14 protein-coding genes, 2 tRNA genes and 3 pseudogenes are annotated in these 15,967 nt (G+C 59.7%); 14 read left to right on the top strand and 5 right to left on the bottom strand.

Going from position 1 to position 15,967, the window contains the following annotated elements:
* Window positions 1-920 precede the first annotated feature (920 nt).
* From GD628_RS16385 to GD628_RS16355, 7 genes are all read left to right on the top strand, one after another.
* Window positions 921-1,682 carry a DUF1648 domain-containing protein gene (locus tag GD628_RS16385; RefSeq protein WP_152275445.1) on the top strand — a complete coding sequence of 254 codons (762 nt, stop codon included), beginning with the start codon at window positions 921-923 and terminating at the stop codon, window positions 1,680-1,682.
* Window positions 1,683-1,722: 40 nt separating this feature from the next.
* On the top strand, window positions 1,723-2,496 hold the full coding sequence (locus tag GD628_RS16380; RefSeq protein ID WP_091603858.1) for a fumarylacetoacetate hydrolase family protein: 774 nt from the start codon (window positions 1,723-1,725) through the stop codon (window positions 2,494-2,496).
* A 4-nt stretch (window positions 2,497-2,500) separates the two neighbouring features.
* Window positions 2,501-3,115 (top strand): hypothetical protein, encoded by a 615-nt coding sequence (locus GD628_RS16375; RefSeq protein WP_152275444.1) that lies wholly within the window; start codon window positions 2,501-2,503, stop codon window positions 3,113-3,115.
* A 12-nt stretch (window positions 3,116-3,127) separates the two neighbouring features.
* On the top strand, window positions 3,128-4,648 hold the full coding sequence (gene gltX, locus GD628_RS16370; RefSeq protein ID WP_152275443.1) for a glutamate--tRNA ligase: 1,521 nt from the start codon (window positions 3,128-3,130) through the stop codon (window positions 4,646-4,648).
* 7 nt (window positions 4,649-4,655) lie between these two features.
* A complete protein-coding gene (locus GD628_RS16365; RefSeq protein ID WP_152275442.1) occupies window positions 4,656-5,399 on the top strand; it encodes an HAD family hydrolase in 744 nt (247 codons plus the stop codon).
* A 133-nt stretch (window positions 5,400-5,532) separates the two neighbouring features.
* Window positions 5,533-5,604 (top strand) — tRNA-Gln (locus GD628_RS16360).
* A gap of 89 nt (window positions 5,605-5,693) precedes the next feature.
* Window positions 5,694-5,766 (top strand) — tRNA-Glu (locus tag GD628_RS16355).
* 52 nt (window positions 5,767-5,818) lie between these two features.
* Here GD628_RS16355 and GD628_RS16350 read toward each other — a convergent pair.
* Window positions 5,819-6,358 (bottom strand): DUF1697 domain-containing protein, encoded by a 540-nt coding sequence (locus tag GD628_RS16350; RefSeq protein WP_091603871.1) that lies wholly within the window; start codon window positions 6,356-6,358, stop codon window positions 5,819-5,821.
* A gap of 80 nt (window positions 6,359-6,438) precedes the next feature.
* Between GD628_RS16350 and GD628_RS16345 the strand changes: the two genes are divergently transcribed.
* Entirely contained in the window at window positions 6,439-7,446 is a 1,008-nt protein-coding gene (locus tag GD628_RS16345; protein WP_226802610.1) for a thiamine-phosphate kinase, read from the top strand.
* Between the two features lie 2 nt (window positions 7,447-7,448).
* Here GD628_RS16345 and GD628_RS16340 read toward each other — a convergent pair whose 3' ends face one another.
* Together GD628_RS16340 and GD628_RS16335 are read right to left on the bottom strand one after the other, a co-directional pair.
* Window positions 7,449-7,871, bottom strand: coding sequence for a potassium channel family protein (locus GD628_RS16340; protein WP_193313310.1), 423 nt, complete (start codon window positions 7,869-7,871; stop codon window positions 7,449-7,451).
* 46 nt (window positions 7,872-7,917) lie between these two features.
* Window positions 7,918-8,079, bottom strand: a pseudogene (locus tag GD628_RS16335) (IclR family transcriptional regulator domain-containing protein); the annotation flags it as partial.
* A 380-nt stretch (window positions 8,080-8,459) separates the two neighbouring features.
* On the opposite strand from GD628_RS16335, the gene GD628_RS16330 reads away from it, so the two are divergent.
* The 6 genes and pseudogenes from GD628_RS16330 to GD628_RS16940 all read left to right on the top strand — a co-directional run bounded on the left by GD628_RS16330 (window position 8,460) and on the right by GD628_RS16940 (window position 15,364).
* The gene (locus GD628_RS16330) at window positions 8,460-10,664 is read left to right on the top strand and encodes a D-glucuronyl C5-epimerase family protein (RefSeq protein ID WP_193313309.1); all 2,205 of its coding nucleotides are present in this window, start codon (window positions 8,460-8,462) and stop codon (window positions 10,662-10,664) included.
* Window positions 10,661-11,845, top strand: coding sequence for a hypothetical protein (locus GD628_RS16325; protein WP_152275438.1), 1,185 nt, complete (start codon window positions 10,661-10,663; stop codon window positions 11,843-11,845). The genes GD628_RS16330 and GD628_RS16325 overlap by 4 nt, the downstream gene beginning before the upstream one ends.
* Window positions 11,846-12,401: 556 nt before the next feature.
* Window positions 12,402-12,815: pseudogene (locus tag GD628_RS17000) on the top strand (glycosyltransferase family A protein); the annotation flags it as partial.
* A 132-nt stretch (window positions 12,816-12,947) separates the two neighbouring features.
* Window positions 12,948-14,525, top strand: a complete 1,578-nt coding sequence (locus GD628_RS16315; protein WP_226802611.1) for a hypothetical protein — start codon at window positions 12,948-12,950, stop codon at window positions 14,523-14,525.
* Window positions 14,526-14,642: 117 nt separating this feature from the next.
* Window positions 14,643-14,993 (top strand): annotated as a pseudogene (locus tag GD628_RS16945) (AIR synthase related protein); the annotation flags it as partial.
* A gap of 149 nt (window positions 14,994-15,142) precedes the next feature.
* Window positions 15,143-15,364: a hypothetical protein gene (locus GD628_RS16940; RefSeq protein WP_338083431.1), complete on the top strand. Its 222-nt coding sequence runs from the start codon at window positions 15,143-15,145 to the stop codon at window positions 15,362-15,364.
* A gap of 2 nt (window positions 15,365-15,366) precedes the next feature.
* On the opposite strand, the gene GD628_RS16305 is transcribed toward GD628_RS16940, so the two are convergent.
* The gene (locus GD628_RS16305) at window positions 15,367-15,789 is read right to left on the bottom strand and encodes a potassium channel family protein (RefSeq protein WP_091603877.1); all 423 of its coding nucleotides are present in this window, start codon (window positions 15,787-15,789) and stop codon (window positions 15,367-15,369) included.
* 68 nt (window positions 15,790-15,857) lie between these two features.
* Window positions 15,858-15,941: an integrase core domain-containing protein gene (locus tag GD628_RS16300; RefSeq protein ID WP_420837578.1), complete on the bottom strand. Its 84-nt coding sequence runs from the start codon at window positions 15,939-15,941 to the stop codon at window positions 15,858-15,860.
* Between the last annotated feature and the right edge of the window lie 26 nt (window positions 15,942-15,967).

Raw genomic sequence — 15,967 nt, 5'->3', positions numbered from 1 at the left:
CGCCGATGGTACTGCACTCGGGAGGGTGTGGGAGAGTAGGTCACCGCCGGACAATCATTACAGGTTCAGGCCCCGCAAGGTTGCGGGGCCTGAACTGCTTTAACACCACCGAACACCCACAGCCGGGGCTCGTGGGTCGGGGGGCTGGTCTGGGGGCTGGTTGCCGGCCCGGACCGTTTGCCCGAACCGCCGGCCCGGACGGTTGCCGGGTGCCGGGGACGGTCACTCTTTGGGCCTGCACCCTGGTGCGGGCCCTTTCCGTGTTAACCGGCCGGTTCGGTCTGAACAGTTTGCCCGGACGGCCGGCCCGGACCGTTTGCCCGGCCGGGTGCCGGGGACGGGCGCGGGTACCGGGGCCGGCGGCCCGCGCCGATCGAGTGTGTTCTTTGGGCCTGCACTCTGGTGCGGGCCCTTTCCGTGTTTAACCAGCCGTTCCCCGTTCCCGGCCCCCGGGGTCGGTCTGGCCTGAACTAGGGGACCGGAACAGCTGGCCGGGCCGGGGTTTCCCAGTCCCTGTGACTCCTGCCCCATTCCGGGACCACACCAGGCACCACCGGTCACGAGGGCTGGGAACCACCGCGGTGCGGAACCCCAGGGGCACCACCGGCCACGAGGGTTGGGAACCGCCGCAGTGCGGAACCCCAGGAGCCCCACCGGCCACGAAGGGTGGGAACCACCGCCCCCGCAGAAACCCAGGAGCCCCACCGGTCACGACGGGTGGGAACTACCGCAGTGCGGAACCTCAGGGGCAACACCGGTCACGACGGGTGGGAACCACCGCGGCGCGGAAGCCCAGGAGCCCCACCTGTCACGATGGCTGGGAACCACCGCCCCCGCAGAACCCCAGCGGCCACAGCGGTCACGACGGCTGGGAATCCAGATAATCCCGGACGGTAGCAGTCCATTGCTAGGGTTCTCGGATGGGGAATCACTCTGACGCGCCTGCCGACGCAACTAGACGCCCCAGGCGGCTGCTGCCCTGGGTCCCACATTGGACTGCAGCACTGCTCATCGCGGCGCTTTACGTGTACGGTGCGTCGGTGTACGGCGCCCTCCCGGCTACGGTCCCCACGCACTGGGGAATGGACGGTACCCCGGACAGCTGGGAACCGAAGTCCTTCGGAGCGGTGTTCCTGCCACTGAACGTTGCTGTCGGCATGTGCCTCTTTCTGGCACTGGTCTCGGCAGCTGCTCCTGCCATGACCCCTCAGGAGAAACAGCCCAGTCAGTGGGAAGCGTCCGTTCGTGAAGGCAACATCCGCGGTACTGTTCTGGCTCTCGGAACGTGCTCGCTGGGGCTAACAGGCGTCATAGGTGGCTTAACCGTGGCCGGGTGGCGGACCCCCGACTCCGTGTCCGCCTGGCCGGTGCTCGTCCTATTGCCCCTGATGCTCGTGGCACTTATGGTTTCCTATGCCTATGAAACCCGTAACGCCCGGCGGTCAGCTGCTGCCCGCGGCATCCATCCCACGGCAGAGGAAGCCGCTGAAGACGGGCTGTGGTTCGCCGGGGTCCTCTACAACGATTCAACAGATCCCCGAATCCTGGTCTCGAAACGGCGGGGGAGCGGGATGGGCATCACCGTCAACGTCGGCAACCGCGCCGGACGTGCCGCCGTTGTTCTCTTCCTGCTGCTGTTCGCGGGTGTCCCCCTCGTGACGGGTCTGGCGGCAGCGCTCTAAACGAAGCGGGAAACGCCGATCCTCGACTAGGCTTGAACCCATGCGTATTGCTCGGTTTATCCAGGACAGTGACCCAGCCTTCGGCGTCGTCGACGGTGAAGAAGGCCATGAAGAAATCGCCGTGATCAAGGGGGACCCGTTCTTCTCCGGCGTGCAGCTTACCGGTGAACGGCACAAGCTGGAGGACGTCCGCCTGCTTGCACCGATCATCCCCCGCAGCAAGGTGGTGGGCATCGGCAAGAACTATGCCGACCACGCTGCTGAAATGGGAGGCGAGGTTCCGCCGGCCCCTCTGATGTTCTTCAAGCCCAACACCTCGGTGATCGGCCCGAACGATCCCGTAGTTCTGCCCTCCTTCTCCGAGGAAGTCTCCTACGAAGCCGAGCTCGCCGTCGTCATTGGGCGGATCTGCAAGGACGTTCCGCTGGAACGCGTGGACGAAGTCGTCTTCGGCTACACCTGCGCCAATGACCTCACCGCCCGCGACGCACAGCGCACCGACAACCAGTGGGCCCGTGCCAAGGGCTTCGACACCTCCTGCCCCATCGGACCGTGGATCGAAACCGACCTGGACACTGACAACCTGTCCATTCAGGCCTACCTGGACGGAGACCTGGTGCAGGACGGCAACACCTCCGACATGATCTGGGGCGTCCGGGAACTCGTCTCCTACGTCTCCCAGGCCTTCACCCTCCTGCCCGGCGACATCATCCTGACCGGCACTCCCGCCGGCGTCGGACAAATTACCGAGGGACAGCGGATCGAAATCCAGGTCGAGGGCATCGGCACCCTCGCCAACATCGTCCGCGGCTAGCGGCGTGGCCGGGGGAGCACGGAACACGAAGGCCTGGAACGTGCTTCCGGGTGTGCTGTGGAGTGCCGTGTTCCTCCTTGCCGCGCTCAGCAGCGGAATAACGACGGCGGCAGCCTGGGGCTGGGGGCTGGGTACAGTGCTGCTCCTGCTGGTTTTTCCGTGGCTGCTGGTCCGCACGCTGGACCGTGCCGGTGACCTGCGTGCTTCGATCGCCCGGGCGCCGGTAACACCGGTCATCCTAGGTGCCGGTGCGCTGTGCTTTATGCTGCTTCGGTTGATCCTTTGGCTCGACGGACCGCGGGTGCTGGCCGCCGCGGTCTTCGCCATGCTGGCCTCCTGCGGGACCGTGCTGGTACTGGGCCGCGCCGTGGCGCTTGACTGGAGCGCCGTCAGCACCGGTGCTGCCGCCGTCGTTCTTCCTGTTGTGCTGGCTAGCATGACGGAAGGTCCCGTCCTGCCCGCTGCGGCCGCGGTGATCCTGGTAGCGCTGCTGGCTCGCCTGTTCCGCGGCGGTTGGCAGCTTCCCCTGGTGTCAGCGGCCGCCGGCGCGGTGATTGGCGGAGGGCTGTTTATGCTCCTCGAGGGCCTCAACGCCTGGGGGTTTGGCGGCAGCGACTAAACTGGAAGAACCATGACTACTGAGCCTTCTTCCTTCGCTGATCTTCCCACCGTCGACGACAACACTCCGGTGCGGGTCCGTTTCTGTCCGTCCCCGACCGGCACGCCCCACGTGGGCCTGATCCGTACCGCCCTGTTCAACTGGGCCTACGCCAAGCACACCGGCGGTAAGATGATCTTCCGCATCGAGGACACCGACTCGGCGCGCGACAGTGAAGAGAGCTTCCTCCAGCTCCTCGACGCGCTCGACTGGCTGGGCATCACCTGGGACGAAGGCGTCAACGTGGGCGGGCCGCATGAGCCGTACCGCCAGTCCCAGCGGGGCGGGATCTACCAGGACGTCATTGCCAAGCTCAAGGGTGCGGGGCACCTGTATGAGTCCTACTCCACGCCGGAGGAAATTGAAGCCCGGCACCGCGCCGCCGGACGCGACATCAAGCTCGGGTATGACAACTTTGACCGGGACCTGACCGAAGAGCAGATCGCCGCTTTCAAGGCCGAGGGGCGCGAGCCGGTGCTGCGGGTGCGCATGCCGGACGAGGACATCACCTTCACAGACCTGGTCCGCGGTGAAATCACGTTCAAGGCCGGCACCGTTCCGGACTTCGTGGTGGTGCGCGCCAACGGTGCTCCGCTCTACACCCTGGTGAACCCGGTCGACGACGCCCTCATGGGGATTACGCACGTCCTCCGCGGCGAAGACCTGCTTTCCTCCACGCCTCGCCAGATCGCGCTCTACCGCGCGCTGATCGACGTCGGAGTGGCCCAGTACATGCCGCTGTTCGGGCACCTGCCCTACGTGATGGGCGGCGGGAACAAGAAGCTCTCCAAGCGCGATCCCGAGTCCAGCCTGTTCCTGCACCGCGAACGGGGCTTCATCCCCGAAGGCCTGCTGAACTACCTGTCCCTGCTGGGCTGGTCCCTCTCCGCGGACGAGGACATTTTCACGGTGGAGCAGCTCGTGGAGAACTTCGACATCCACGATGTCCTCTCCAACCCTGCCCGCTTCGACATCAAGAAGGCCGAGGCCATCAACGGCACCCACGTCCGGATGCTGGATGCCGCTGACTTCCGCAGCCGCCTGGTCCCGTACCTGCAGCATGCCGGCCTGGTGGGGGAGCAGCTGACGGAACGCGAGGAGGAAATCCTCACCGAAGCCGCGCCCCTGGTCCAGGAACGCATCACCCTGCTGGGCGAGGCTCCGGAGATGCTCGGCTTCCTCTTCAAGTCAGACGACGCGATTGACGTTGCCGACGACGCGCGCAAGGGACTGCCGGCCAATCTCACGGAGGTGCTGGACGCTACCCTGGCCGCTCTCGAGCCTGTGGAGGAGTGGACTGCAGAGAATATCCAGACCGCACTTCGCGCAGCGCTGGTTGACGGGATGGGCATCAAGCCGCGGCTTGCCTTCGGCCCGGTCCGCACCGCCGTCTCCGGCCGCCGGATCTCCCCGCCGCTCTTCGAATCAATGGTGATCCTGGGCAAGGATTCATCCCTGGCCCGGATTCGTGCCTTCCGCACAGCGGAGGCTTAGGCAACCCATGAATGAACGGCGGAGCGGCAGGCCCACGGGTGTGCTCTTTGACATCGACGAGACGCTCGTGGACCTCCGCACCGCCATGGGCAACACGCTGCGGGAAATCAGTGCGAAGGACCTAGCGCATTTCACTGAAGAGGACTGGGCCGCGTACCAGCACCTCTATGCGGCTGATCCGCAGGGCTACTACGACAAGTACCTGGCCGGGGAACTCAGCTTCACCCGCCAGCGCCTGCTGCGGGTAGCCCATGCCCAGCAGGTCCACGGGCTGCCGGCGTTCGACGGCGACGCCGAGGAGGCGTGGAACGCCGCCTACGATCAAACGCTGCCGCGCCACTTCAAGGCTTTCAACGACGTGGTGCCCGTCCTGGATGAACTGGATGCGCTGAGGATTCCTTATGGTGCCGTTAGCAACAACGTGCATGACTACCAGCGGGCAAAGCTCGACGCCGCTGGTCTGGAACGCATCCGGATCCTGGTGGGCATCGATGCAGTTGATGCCGCCAAACCGGATCCGGCAATCTTCCTGGAAGGCGTGCGCCTGCTGGGGACGGATCCCGCGCAGACTCTCTATGTGGGGGACAACCCTGTTGTCGACGGCCGCGGGGCCTCGAACGCCGGCCTGAAACCGCTGTGGATTGAACGCAGCGGCAATTCCGAGCTGCGTGCTGCGTATCCTGACCTGCCGGTCGCGGGGGACCTGACTGCCGTATCGGCTGTCGTTTCCGGGTCGGAGCTCCCGAGCTGAGGAGGCCCCGGGACCGGCGGGGGATGGTTCCCGGCCCGTTTTGTACTCCGGCCCGAACCCGTGTATAGTAATAACTCGTGCTGAGGGGTTGAAGCCGGATCTTGAAGGTCTGGAACGGCCCAAAGAAGCACATTGGGATATGGTGTAATTGGCAACACAACGGTTTCTGGTACCGTCATTCTAGGTTCGAGTCCTGGTATCCCAGCGCTCATCGAATCAGGCTATTAGCCGGATTTGAGAAATAAACAATGAGTATGAAATACTCGTTGAGCTCACGTAGCAAGTGAAGCAAACGGCCCCATCGTATAGCGGCCTAGTACGTCGCCCTCTCACGGCGGTAACGCGGGTTCGAATCCCGCTGGGGTCACCGACAAAGGTCCCGGACAGAAATGTCCGGGACCTTTTCTTTTTAGTATCCGCTATTCGGCTGCCGCAATTTTCTGCAGGGTCCGCAGATTCCTCGTAGTAGTGGCTGATTTATAGCGCGGTTTAGCTGCCGCCTTGGCGAAGGGCGACTCAAGGGTGGAACCTTTATCCGCCGTCCAGGCCACAGCTTCGGGCCCCAGCCGGACCTGTTCCGCGCCGGCAGCTTCCGCGCGGTCCGTCAGTTCATCCAGAACTACCGGATCCGAGGAGAAGGTGACGTAGGCATGGACCTCAGGGTTGTCCGGGGCATACGGAACTGCGGCGGCCAGCTCGGCCACCCGGGGCACACTGAGCACTATGACCCATGCGTCATAACCGAAAGCGCTGCGCAGCGCCTCCTCAACCCGCACCTTAATTTCCGCGCGGTCCCAACCGGACGTAGCGACGGCGTTCCCGCTGGCCAGCAGCGTGCGCACGTGTTCGAGTCCAAGCCCTTCCAGTACGTTGCGCAGATCTGCCATCTTCACGGTGACTCCGCCAACATTCACGCCCCTGAGCAGGATGGCGTACCGGGCGCCCGCAGGTTCATTCATAGGCCGAGGTTACTCCGGAGAATCCGGCCGTGCAGCATAATGGGACACCGGTACACAGCAGGCAAAAGGAAGCGGTTCCCGTGGCAGATTTCCCCCATACAGTGGCAGAGCTTGGCGAAGGGGAACTGCTGTCCCGAATCTTTCCCCGACTGGGAGGGCCGCGTATGCTCCTGGGCCCGGGCGACGATGCCGCCGTGGTCGCCGCGCCTGACGGCCGCAGCGTCCTCTCGATCGACACCCTGGTCCAGGACCAGGACTTCCGCCTCCAATGGCCCGGGGGCTACCGCACCACCGGTTACGACGTCGGCTGGAAGTGCGCCGCGCAGAATCTCTCCGACATCAATGCGATGGGTGCCGTGGCTACTTCCCTCGCCGTCAGCCTGACTCTTCCGGGAGAAACCCCGGTGTCCTGGATCGAAGGTCTCGCCGACGGCCTTTCGGCGGCCCTGCGTGCGTTGGGAGCGGAGAACTGCACAGTGGCCGGCGGAGACCTGGGGCGCGGAAATCAGCTTGTGGTCACGGCAGCGGTGACCGGAGACCTCCAGGAACAGAACCCCGTATTGCGTTCGGGCGCCCTCCCCGGAGACGTGCTTGCCGTCTGCGGCGGACTGGGGCAGGCAGCGGCCGGGCTGGCACTGCTGGAGAGTTCCCTGCCGTACGCGGAGCTGGGCAGCCGGGAAAGATCCCTCACCGCGGCGCAATCCCGTCCATGCCCGCCGCTGGCGGCCGGGCCCGCGGCCGCTGCAGCCGGCGCGCACGCCATGATGGATATTTCCGACGGGCTGGTGCGCGACGCGGGCCGCCTGGGCAAAGCATCCGGCGTCCGGATCGACCTGGACCCGGAGGCCCTGCGGGCTGAGGCGGAACCGCTGGCGGGCCCCGCAGCGACACTGGGAGCCGATCCGCTGTCCTGGGTCCTGGGCGGGGGAGAAGACCACGGTCTCCTGGCCGCTTTCGCTCCAGGCCAGAAGCTTCCGCGCGGATTCCGGAGGGTGGGCACTGCGCGTGCCCCAGGGGACGGTGCCAGCGTAGTAACCGTAGCCGGTGCCGAGCCGGCGTTCGTGGGCTGGGACCACTTCGGCGGCTGAGCTCAGTCGAGCAGGTGCCGCTCCCGCACCCTCCGGGACAAATCGATGAGCTGCTCCCCGCTCAGCTCCGGGAGATGCTCCAGTTCCCTGACTATTGACTGCAGGGTGCCGCGGGTCCGGGCGCGGATGAGCTGGTTGTAGAAGCCGACAATGACACCGGTGGTCAGCGCGACCACCAGTATGCCGTAGAGCGAGACCAGGACTGTCAGCAGCCGGCCCACGAACGTCACGGCAACAAAGTCACCGAACCCGATGGTGGTGAACGACACAAAGAGGTACCACAGCGCGTCTCCGAACCGTGGAATTCCAGGTTCAAACAGCGGCAGCACCACGGCGGCACCAACGTACACCGCAAGAAAGCCATAGAAAACGACGTCGGCGCTCGTGACGCGGATGATGTTCCAGAGGACGTGCAACCGTTTCATGCCCGCTCCTTTGAGCCCGGGCTTCCTACGATAGGCCGACGGCGGCCTAGTCGGTATTGGTGCGCAGTGCTTCGGTGAGCTGCTGGGCGGCCTTGGACACAACCTCGGCATGGATGCGCCCTGGCTGGCGGGTCAGGCGCTCGATAGGGCCGGAGATGGACACTGCTGCGATCACCCGGCCGGAGGGGCCACGGACCGGGACCGTCATTCGTGTGTGAAGGCTACTGCAACGCGCCTCGCTAATATTCACCCAACTCGAGCATGCTTTTTTTGTGCGGCAAGTCCATAAGTTGGTAGATCGACCTAAAGCGAACAGACTCCTGTGCTCTTGTGGACGTAATAGGCCAGCAGCGGCTCCCATAACAGCGGCAGAAGCCGGCCGTACCCGCAGCGTGACGAGGCCCAGCTTGGCCAATGATTCGAACCTCAGTGGGCTATCCTCCTTACACAGCAGGAATATGTGTGAAAGGGAACGACGCGTCGGTCACGGTCCTGGCGTGCCCAGTAATCCTGTAGAGTAATGGGGCTATTCAGAAAAGACGGGGGTAAAGAATGGGTCCACGGTGGGATGACAGGCACAAGGTTCCTGTGTTTGAACATGATACGATAGAAAGTCTTTTGCTGCCCGTTGATCAGCCAAGCAGGAATATCGTACGCGCCGCGGGGACTCCTGATGACTGCCTCGACCTTGAGACGTTGTTCATCCCTAACGACTCAGAGACTCTGATTGTTGCACTACACGGTGCTCTGGTGCGGGCGGACGTAGAGCTTCCCCGTTTTGAGTGGCTGGGCACTCTGCGTGACCGGTCGGAAAACCTGCTATTTGTCGCGGATAGCACGCTGTCGCTGTCGGAGAAATTAACTCTGGGCTGGTACATCGGCACAGCTCAGGATGACCTGACTACAAAGATCGCCAGGCTTATCGAGCGAGTCCGAAAACTGCGGGGCATAAAGAAAATTATTCTAATTGGTTCGTCTGGTGGGGGCTACGCGGCACTTGCTCTGGCCTCCCTCTTGGATGGCGCTTGTGCCATAGCATTCTCGCCGCAAACGAACGTTTTTGATTTCACCCCTGGACATACCAAGAACCTCCTTGACTACGTTTTTCCTGAGATGAGTGGACCTGAGGAGATGATGAACAGGTGGCCCGAACGATTTTCCCTCATCGAAAGATACAAGAAGTCAGCTCGACCATGCTCGTTCTTGTACTTCCAGAATCTGGGGGACATCGATCACGTCATCAAGCATAAGAAACCGTTTGCTGAGTCCTTGGGTGTGAGACTACCTAACGGCCGGACATTTGATCAGGCCGGAAGATTCATATCAATTCACCACGGCTCCGGTCACGTAAGGCCACCCACTAGCGAGCTTCCTAGACTGATTACGGAAGCTCTCGATATGCTCGATACTCCAACTAAAAACAGGTTGCGAAGCGCCAATCTGAGTGGTGATCTTCTCGAACATGAGTTTAACGCAGGAAAACCCGGGACATTCAAACGTGTTCCCCCGGAGATGAACTCGTACTACTCTCGGTACCAGGCACCGCTTCGCATCGACTCACCCAACATCACATATACCGCCGATGGTGTTCCACTGAGAGTGATTGACGGACATTCCTACGACCACCCGGTCCTGCAAGCACAGTTTTTGTTCAAACTGATCAACAACTATCGGATAGCTCCGTCCGACACGCTACGTACGCTCATGGATTGCGTGTTCGAGCGATTGGTCGCCCAGTCTATCGAGTCACGTGAAGCTAGATACCTGCCCTACATGTTCCCATGGCATCAAGGGAAACTGCAGCCGCCATGGTATTCGGCGATGGCTCAGGGGCAGGCGCTCGGAGCGGTTATCCGCCTATACGAGATGTTCGGGGACAATAAGTATCTGAAGTTCGCGGACGCTCTGTTTCGCAGTTTCACCAACTTGCGCCAAGGCACATCTCCATGGGTAGTGGATATTGACAGCGAAGGATTCCTGTGGTTTGAGGAATATCCATACGGAGATCATGGAATGGGCGTGTTGAATGGACATCTCTTTGCCGTGTGGGGTGTCTATGACTACTGGAGGGTAACTGACAGCAACCTAGCTAACGAATTGGCAACGGCGGCACTAATGACCACGAAGCGCTATTTTCAAGACTATCGTAATCCTGGTTGGTCGTCCCACTACGACTTAAGCGATTTTTTGCTTATTCGGAATTATCACACGACTCACATCAATCAATTCGAATCAACTTACAGCATCACTGACGACGCTTTCTTTCTGTCGGCAGCGGATATTCTCGAACGCGACTTTCCAGCTTTTCAGCAGGGAGGGGATCTGTATTGCGCCAGCGGTGCGCAGGCTATTGTGAAAACAGATCACGATGTTGTCCCGACGGAAATAGTTGAGTCGAAGCAGATTTTTTCTGACGAGGCGTTATCTTGGAAATTCTCGCGTCGCACAAAGTTTGAACGCGACCCAGGTATTTGGTACCTCATTGCCTCAGGTGAATACATCGGATGGTGGATTAGGGAAGAGTATGCAAAAGTCTTCGCAAAAGGGTGCATTAACAGACGAGAGTATGCTCGACCCAGACGTGCTTTGTTTACTCCCGCGACTTATGTGAGTTACGACTTCAACAAGTTTGGCACCCCTATAAATCCCACTCAGACCGAGATCACAGAACCTTGGGTCGGAGATATTCTGGCCAAAGCTTTGTGGCGTGGCCGATGGTACTTCCAGCTAGGTGAAGCCAACTTTGCGCGGCGTTGGATTGAGACCGATGCGAGCGGTTTACTAGTCCAATGACGTTTACCAATCATCACCAGCACGGTGATGCTTTAAGAGATCTCATTCAATCTCTTTGGGGTACTAGGAGATTCAGCTTTTACGTATCGTCCTTGCGTACACTGGCCGATGAGTATTTGTTGGACTCGCCCACAGCGTCGGGGTGCCAGCTTGTGGACCCGGCTTTGAAAGGACAGGCAGCTAGCTGCTGTACACAGAGCCAGTTTGCTGGAATATACGCTTTGCACGGGCTTGCGACAGGTGGGGACGGGCTAGAAGTCGCTGAAGCGCTCATGCTCAATGTAGCCGCTAGACAGCACCCAGGCGGCGGGTTTGCGATTCCTTACAACCGCCCACCGAAAGCCGAGCAACTGATAGATATCGCAGAAATCGGTGCAGCATCAGATAGTTTATACCTGCTGTCATTATGCGACAGCAAGCATCCAGCAGCGAACGTGCTGATTGCCGGTGCAGATTCCGTTTTTTCTCATGCTGCTGCGGAAGCTCCCGGCGCTTTTTATAAGAACCATACCGCGAAACACATCGACGTCTTCAACGGTGATGTATATGCAGCGTTGACCCTAGCACGGGCATATTCACTGACTAGAAACGACAAGTATGCAGATGCCGTCGCTGCGGTGGTCGAACGTTTGCTAGGCACCCTGCAGCAATCGAAGAACGAGGCTTGGTGGCCGTATGCAGAGGACTGGCAGGGTCACGTTGTACTGGGCAATAGTGTTGCCTATCAGGCGACAATCGTCTGTTTCGGACGACAGCTACTTCTGTATTTGGACAAGGAACTAGCCGAGAGGTGGGGCCGGGCCTTGGACAACGCATTGACCACAGTGATTAAACATATGGGATACGGGCCGTCTGAGAACAATGAGGCCCCCGTTTGGTCGCGCGATTGGGAAAACGTTTGGGAAATATATCTTGCTCTTTCCGATGCAAAACCTTTCTCGCGAGCTGACCGATACCTCTCGAACCGCCTTGAACGACTGGATATAGCCCTCACCGACGGAAGAGGTATGGCATGGACGCCCACTGCGACACACGTGCAGGACAGGAACGCACTTACGAGTGCGTTTCGGAAGTCAGCAACGTTTGGGGGAGTGCTAGTGTCGTGGGTCCTGACGAGAGCGAGTATAGGTGAGCTGAAGTCTGATCAATCGAGACGGCTAGATCTCTTCGACCTCCCTTAGCAGTAAGTCTCATTGCTAAGCAGATCACCGAGAACCAGGTCACCTAACGTCGTCGCATCCCTATGTGAATCTAGCTCGGCCGGTGCCTTGGAACGGGCCAAAACGTATCGTATGAAGGTTGAAACATGAAAATATCGATGAAGCCAGCGGCCTGCATGACATGGTTTCTATGTGCAGTCGGTGCTGTCGCCGCTCTGCTAGGTTTCACGGCTTTGGCTCTGGCCAGCCTCTGCGCTGCTCTTGCTTTGGTATTAGCCATCGTCCTACTAGCGGAGCAGAGAAACCATCGGAGGCACGGAAAGCAAGTATCTGTGATTCGCGAGCTGAGGCGAGACTTCACCCGCGAGAGGGCGTCGCGAGAAAAGAGCCTGGGGCTTATATTCCGTGAACTACAAAAGCTCAACCGCGAAATATCCGGAGACGGCTCAGCTATGCACGTTAGAAATGAACGACTTCTGGCTACCAATCTCAAAGCGATGCAGGCGGCTACAGATGATGTTGTCGCTGCGTTAGCGAATACTAAAGGGCCGGAGGAGGGTGGTTCGCGTTGAGTGCCGTGGCAGGTTCATTGACCGACTCAACAGGTACTCGAATCCAGATAAGCGTCGTTGTACCCGTGTTCATGGGGCGAGAATGGATAGGAGCATGCCTACGCTCTCTCCAAGCGCAGTCATTATCTCCGAGCCTTTTCGAGATAATACTTGTGTTTAATGGGCCTGACGATGGCACCGAGGAAGCGGTGTTTGATTTTATTCGCAGGAGTCCTGGTCTAAACATTCGTAGGGTTCATTGCGCCAAGACATCGGCATCTGCCGCACGAAACCTTGGAAGCGAAGTGGCTCAGGGCGAATGGGTTACCTGGGTCGACTGCGATGATCTCATATCTAGAGAATACCTAGAGTTGATGATTCTGTCCGCGAGGGATGGAGTCGTTCCATTGGCTCAGATAATTGATCAGTATCCTGATGGTACAAGGAATCCATCGTCGGTCATTAACCGCTCAATCCTGGAGCACGAGGGACATCTGGTAAGTCCTGCGGACTTCCCTCGTGGTCTTTCGTTCATGACCTGCAAACTGGTTCCAACCGCCGTAGCACGGGACGTGCCGTTCGACGAAAGCCTTCGGAGCGGCGAAGACGTTGCCATGTTTGCCGAAATGTTTTCGCGCTACGATTTCAAATTCTCCCTACTTCCAGCGTTCGGTGGCGCGAAGTATTTTAGGCTCTTGAGAGAATCTTCCGTATCACGGCAGGGAGACAGCTTTGACTTCATGGTCACTCAACGTCTCGACGTGATCGCTTCGCTCAATCGCAGCTTGCGCAAGTGCCGCCCCTATGCCCGTCCACTTGTTCGTAGTTTCATAAACTCGCAAGCATCCTTTGTGAAGAACTATTGCGCTAGACACCCGGAGCACGTTAAAGAGATCGGCGATACCATCGCTGCCCATAGGTTCGAGTACTACCCGTGGAACAGCTTGTTTGAGTCCGTCCAAAGATTGGTAATTGCGTACAATTTTTTGCCTTATGCAGATACCGGTGCGATGGTGACCGCGAAACGTATCCGTAGTGTCGGTAAGCCAGTTGACGTAATCATGCATTCCATGGACAACGTACGTTCAAGTGACACCGAGAACATGGCTATTTCTCGTCCATATGTCCAGTTCGTGGGTACTGTCTCGGGGCCGGCGTATTTTGCGAGCCCAGTTGCTATTGAGGATTTCTGTCGGAAAGGTATAGAGATTGTGCGCGCTTGGGAAGCTACGGGGCGCTCTTACACGGAGGTCTACAGTCGAGCTATGTGGCCGGCTTCCCACTTCCTCGCAGCATTGTGTAAACTCCGTGATCCGAAGGTTAGATGGATTGCTGAGTTTTCTGATCCGATTCGTTTGACCACAACAGGCGAATACCGCTATTCGGAGCTCCCGGCCAGCGGTATTTTCCTTGAAATCCTGGAGGGCGTGCCGAGTGAGATAGCAGCAGTCCTCCGTGAGAACCTGGATGTCTATTTCTGGACTGAACAGCTTGCGTACTTGCTGGCTGACCAAGTTGTTTTCACTAACGAGAACCAAATGTCTAGCATGTTAGAATATGCAGGAGAGGGCAGTAGAAAACTTCTCTCAGGAAAGTCTAAAATCGACCGCCAACCAACGCTCAGTAGACTATTCTACGAGTTGGAAAGCTCAGACATTTGTCTTGACTCCCAACGAGTGAACATTGGGTATTTCGGTGAGTTCTACAGTACGCGTGGAATTGGAGAAATAGTTCAGGGTCTCTGCGGATTGTCGGTGGGGGAGTTGTCGCGGCTGCAGCTCCATATATTCACATCAGATCCGAAGGGTGCACAAGAGCGTTTCGTCGCATCCAATGCGGGGAGCAGGATAGAGGTGACCTTTTATAGTCAACTCCCCTATTTGAAGTTCCTGAATACTCTGACCCATTTCGATTGTCTAATTGTGAATGACTCGATGACGAGCGGAACTCATTCGATTAACCCTTATCTCCCTTCGAAGTACAGCGATTACGTGGGATCAAGTGCGAAGATTTGGGCTCTGGTGGAAAAAGGAAGTGTTCTGAGCGGGTTGGTGCACGAGTATCTGAGCTACGTGGGTGACGTAGCTGGGGCACGCGAAGTGCTCAAGCAACTGGTCTCAGACGCCACCATGCGTATTCAAGGACACTAGGTCGCAGGAGTGTAATCGCCCAAAGTGTGGGTGCATGCGTCCCACCCAGCGACAGCTGTGGTGACGAGGAGAATTCGGGAGGTTAGTGCATCGCGAGCATGCGGATCTCAGCCTGCGATGCCGGGGACTGCTGGTGACCTCGGCGAGGGTGAACTGTTGTCCCGAATCTTTCCCCGGCTGGGAAGGCCGCGTATGCTCCTAGGCCCGGGCGACGATGCCGCCGTGGTTGCCGCGCCTCACGGCCGCAGCGTCCTCTCAATCGTCACTCTGGTCCAGGACCAGGACCAGGACCAGGACCCGGACCAGGACCAGGACCAGGACCAGGACTCCCGCCTCCAATGGCCCGGGGGCTACCGCAGCACCGGTTACGACGTCGGCTGGAAGTGTGCCGCGGAGAATCTCTCCGACATCAATGCGATGGGGGCCGTGGCTACTTCCCTTGTCGTCAGCCTGACTCTTCCGGGGGAAGCCCCGGTGTCCTGGGTCGAAGGTCTCGCCGACGGCCTTTCGGCGGCCCTGCGTGCGCTGGTAGCGGGAAACTGCAACGTGGCCGCCTGGGCAAAGCATCCAGCGTCCGAATCGATCTGGATCCGGAGAGTCTGCGCGCGGAAACAGAGGTGCTGGCAGCAACCGCAGCGACACTGGGAGCCGATCCGCTGTCCTGGGTCCTGGGCGGGGGAGAAGACCACGGTCTCCTGGCCGCTTTCGCTCCGGGCCAGAAGCTTCCGCGCGGATTCCGGAGGGTTGGCACTGCGCGTGCCCCGGGGGACGGCGTCAGCGTGGTAACGGTCGCTGGTGCCGAGCCGGCGTTCGTGGGCTGGGACCACTTCGGCGGCTGAGCTCAGTCGAGCAGGTGCCGCTCCCGCACCCTCCGGGACAAATCGATGAGCTGCTCCCTGCTCAGCTCCGGGAGATGCTCCAGTTCCCTGACTATTGACTGCAGGGTGCCGCGGGTCCGGGCGCGGATGAGCTGGTTGTAAAAGCCGACAATGACACCGGTGGTCAGCGCGACCACCAGTATGCCGTAGAGCGAGACCAGGACTGTCAGCAGCCGGCCCACGAACGTCACGGCAACAAAGTCACCGAACCCGATGGTGGTAAACGACACAAAGAGGTACCACAGCGCGTCTCCGAACCGTGGAATTCCAGGTTCAAACAGCGGCAGCACCACGGCGGCACCAACGTACACCGCAAGAAAGCCATAGAAAACGACGTCGGCGCTCGTGACGCGGATGATGTTCCAGAGGACGTGCAACCGTTTCATGCCCGCTCCTTTGAGCCCGGGCTTCCTACGATAGGCCGACGGCGGCCTAGTTGTACTGAGACAGCACGTTAGTTACACCGGGTGATGGGTGCTTTGCCTCCGAGGCTGCCGTGTGGGCGTTGGTGGTTGTAGAAGTCTAGCCATGGTTGCAGGGCATCGGTCCGGGCTTGGTTCGAGT

The sequence above is a fragment of the Arthrobacter koreensis genome (genome assembly GCF_009193255.1).
GTDB classification, from domain to species: Bacteria; Actinomycetota; Actinomycetes; order Actinomycetales; family Micrococcaceae; genus Arthrobacter_B; species Arthrobacter_B koreensis.
The sequence above is the reverse complement of the archived record's forward strand: the minus strand, read 5'-3'. Positions and strand labels throughout refer to the sequence as shown.

Excerpts from the sequence above, each read along its gene's own strand:
- GD628_RS16385 (WP_152275445.1), top strand. The coding sequence starts at position 921 with ATGGGGAATCACTCTGACGCGCCTGCCGACGCAACTAGACGCCCCAGG.
- GD628_RS16380 (WP_091603858.1), top strand. The coding sequence starts at position 1,723 with ATGCGTATTGCTCGGTTTATCCAGGACAGTGACCCAGCCTTCGGCGTC.
- gltX (WP_152275443.1), top strand. The coding sequence starts at position 3,128 with ATGACTACTGAGCCTTCTTCCTTCGCTGATCTTCCCACCGTCGACGAC.
- GD628_RS16365 (WP_152275442.1), top strand. The coding sequence starts at position 4,656 with ATGAATGAACGGCGGAGCGGCAGGCCCACGGGTGTGCTCTTTGACATC.
- GD628_RS16350 (WP_091603871.1), bottom strand. The coding sequence starts at position 6,358 with ATGAATGAACCTGCGGGCGCCCGGTACGCCATCCTGCTCAGGGGCGTG.
- GD628_RS16340 (WP_193313310.1), bottom strand. The coding sequence starts at position 7,871 with ATGAAACGGTTGCACGTCCTCTGGAACATCATCCGCGTCACGAGCGCC.
- GD628_RS16325 (WP_152275438.1), top strand. The coding sequence starts at position 10,661 with ATGACGTTTACCAATCATCACCAGCACGGTGATGCTTTAAGAGATCTC.
- GD628_RS16305 (WP_091603877.1), bottom strand. The coding sequence starts at position 15,789 with ATGAAACGGTTGCACGTCCTCTGGAACATCATCCGCGTCACGAGCGCC.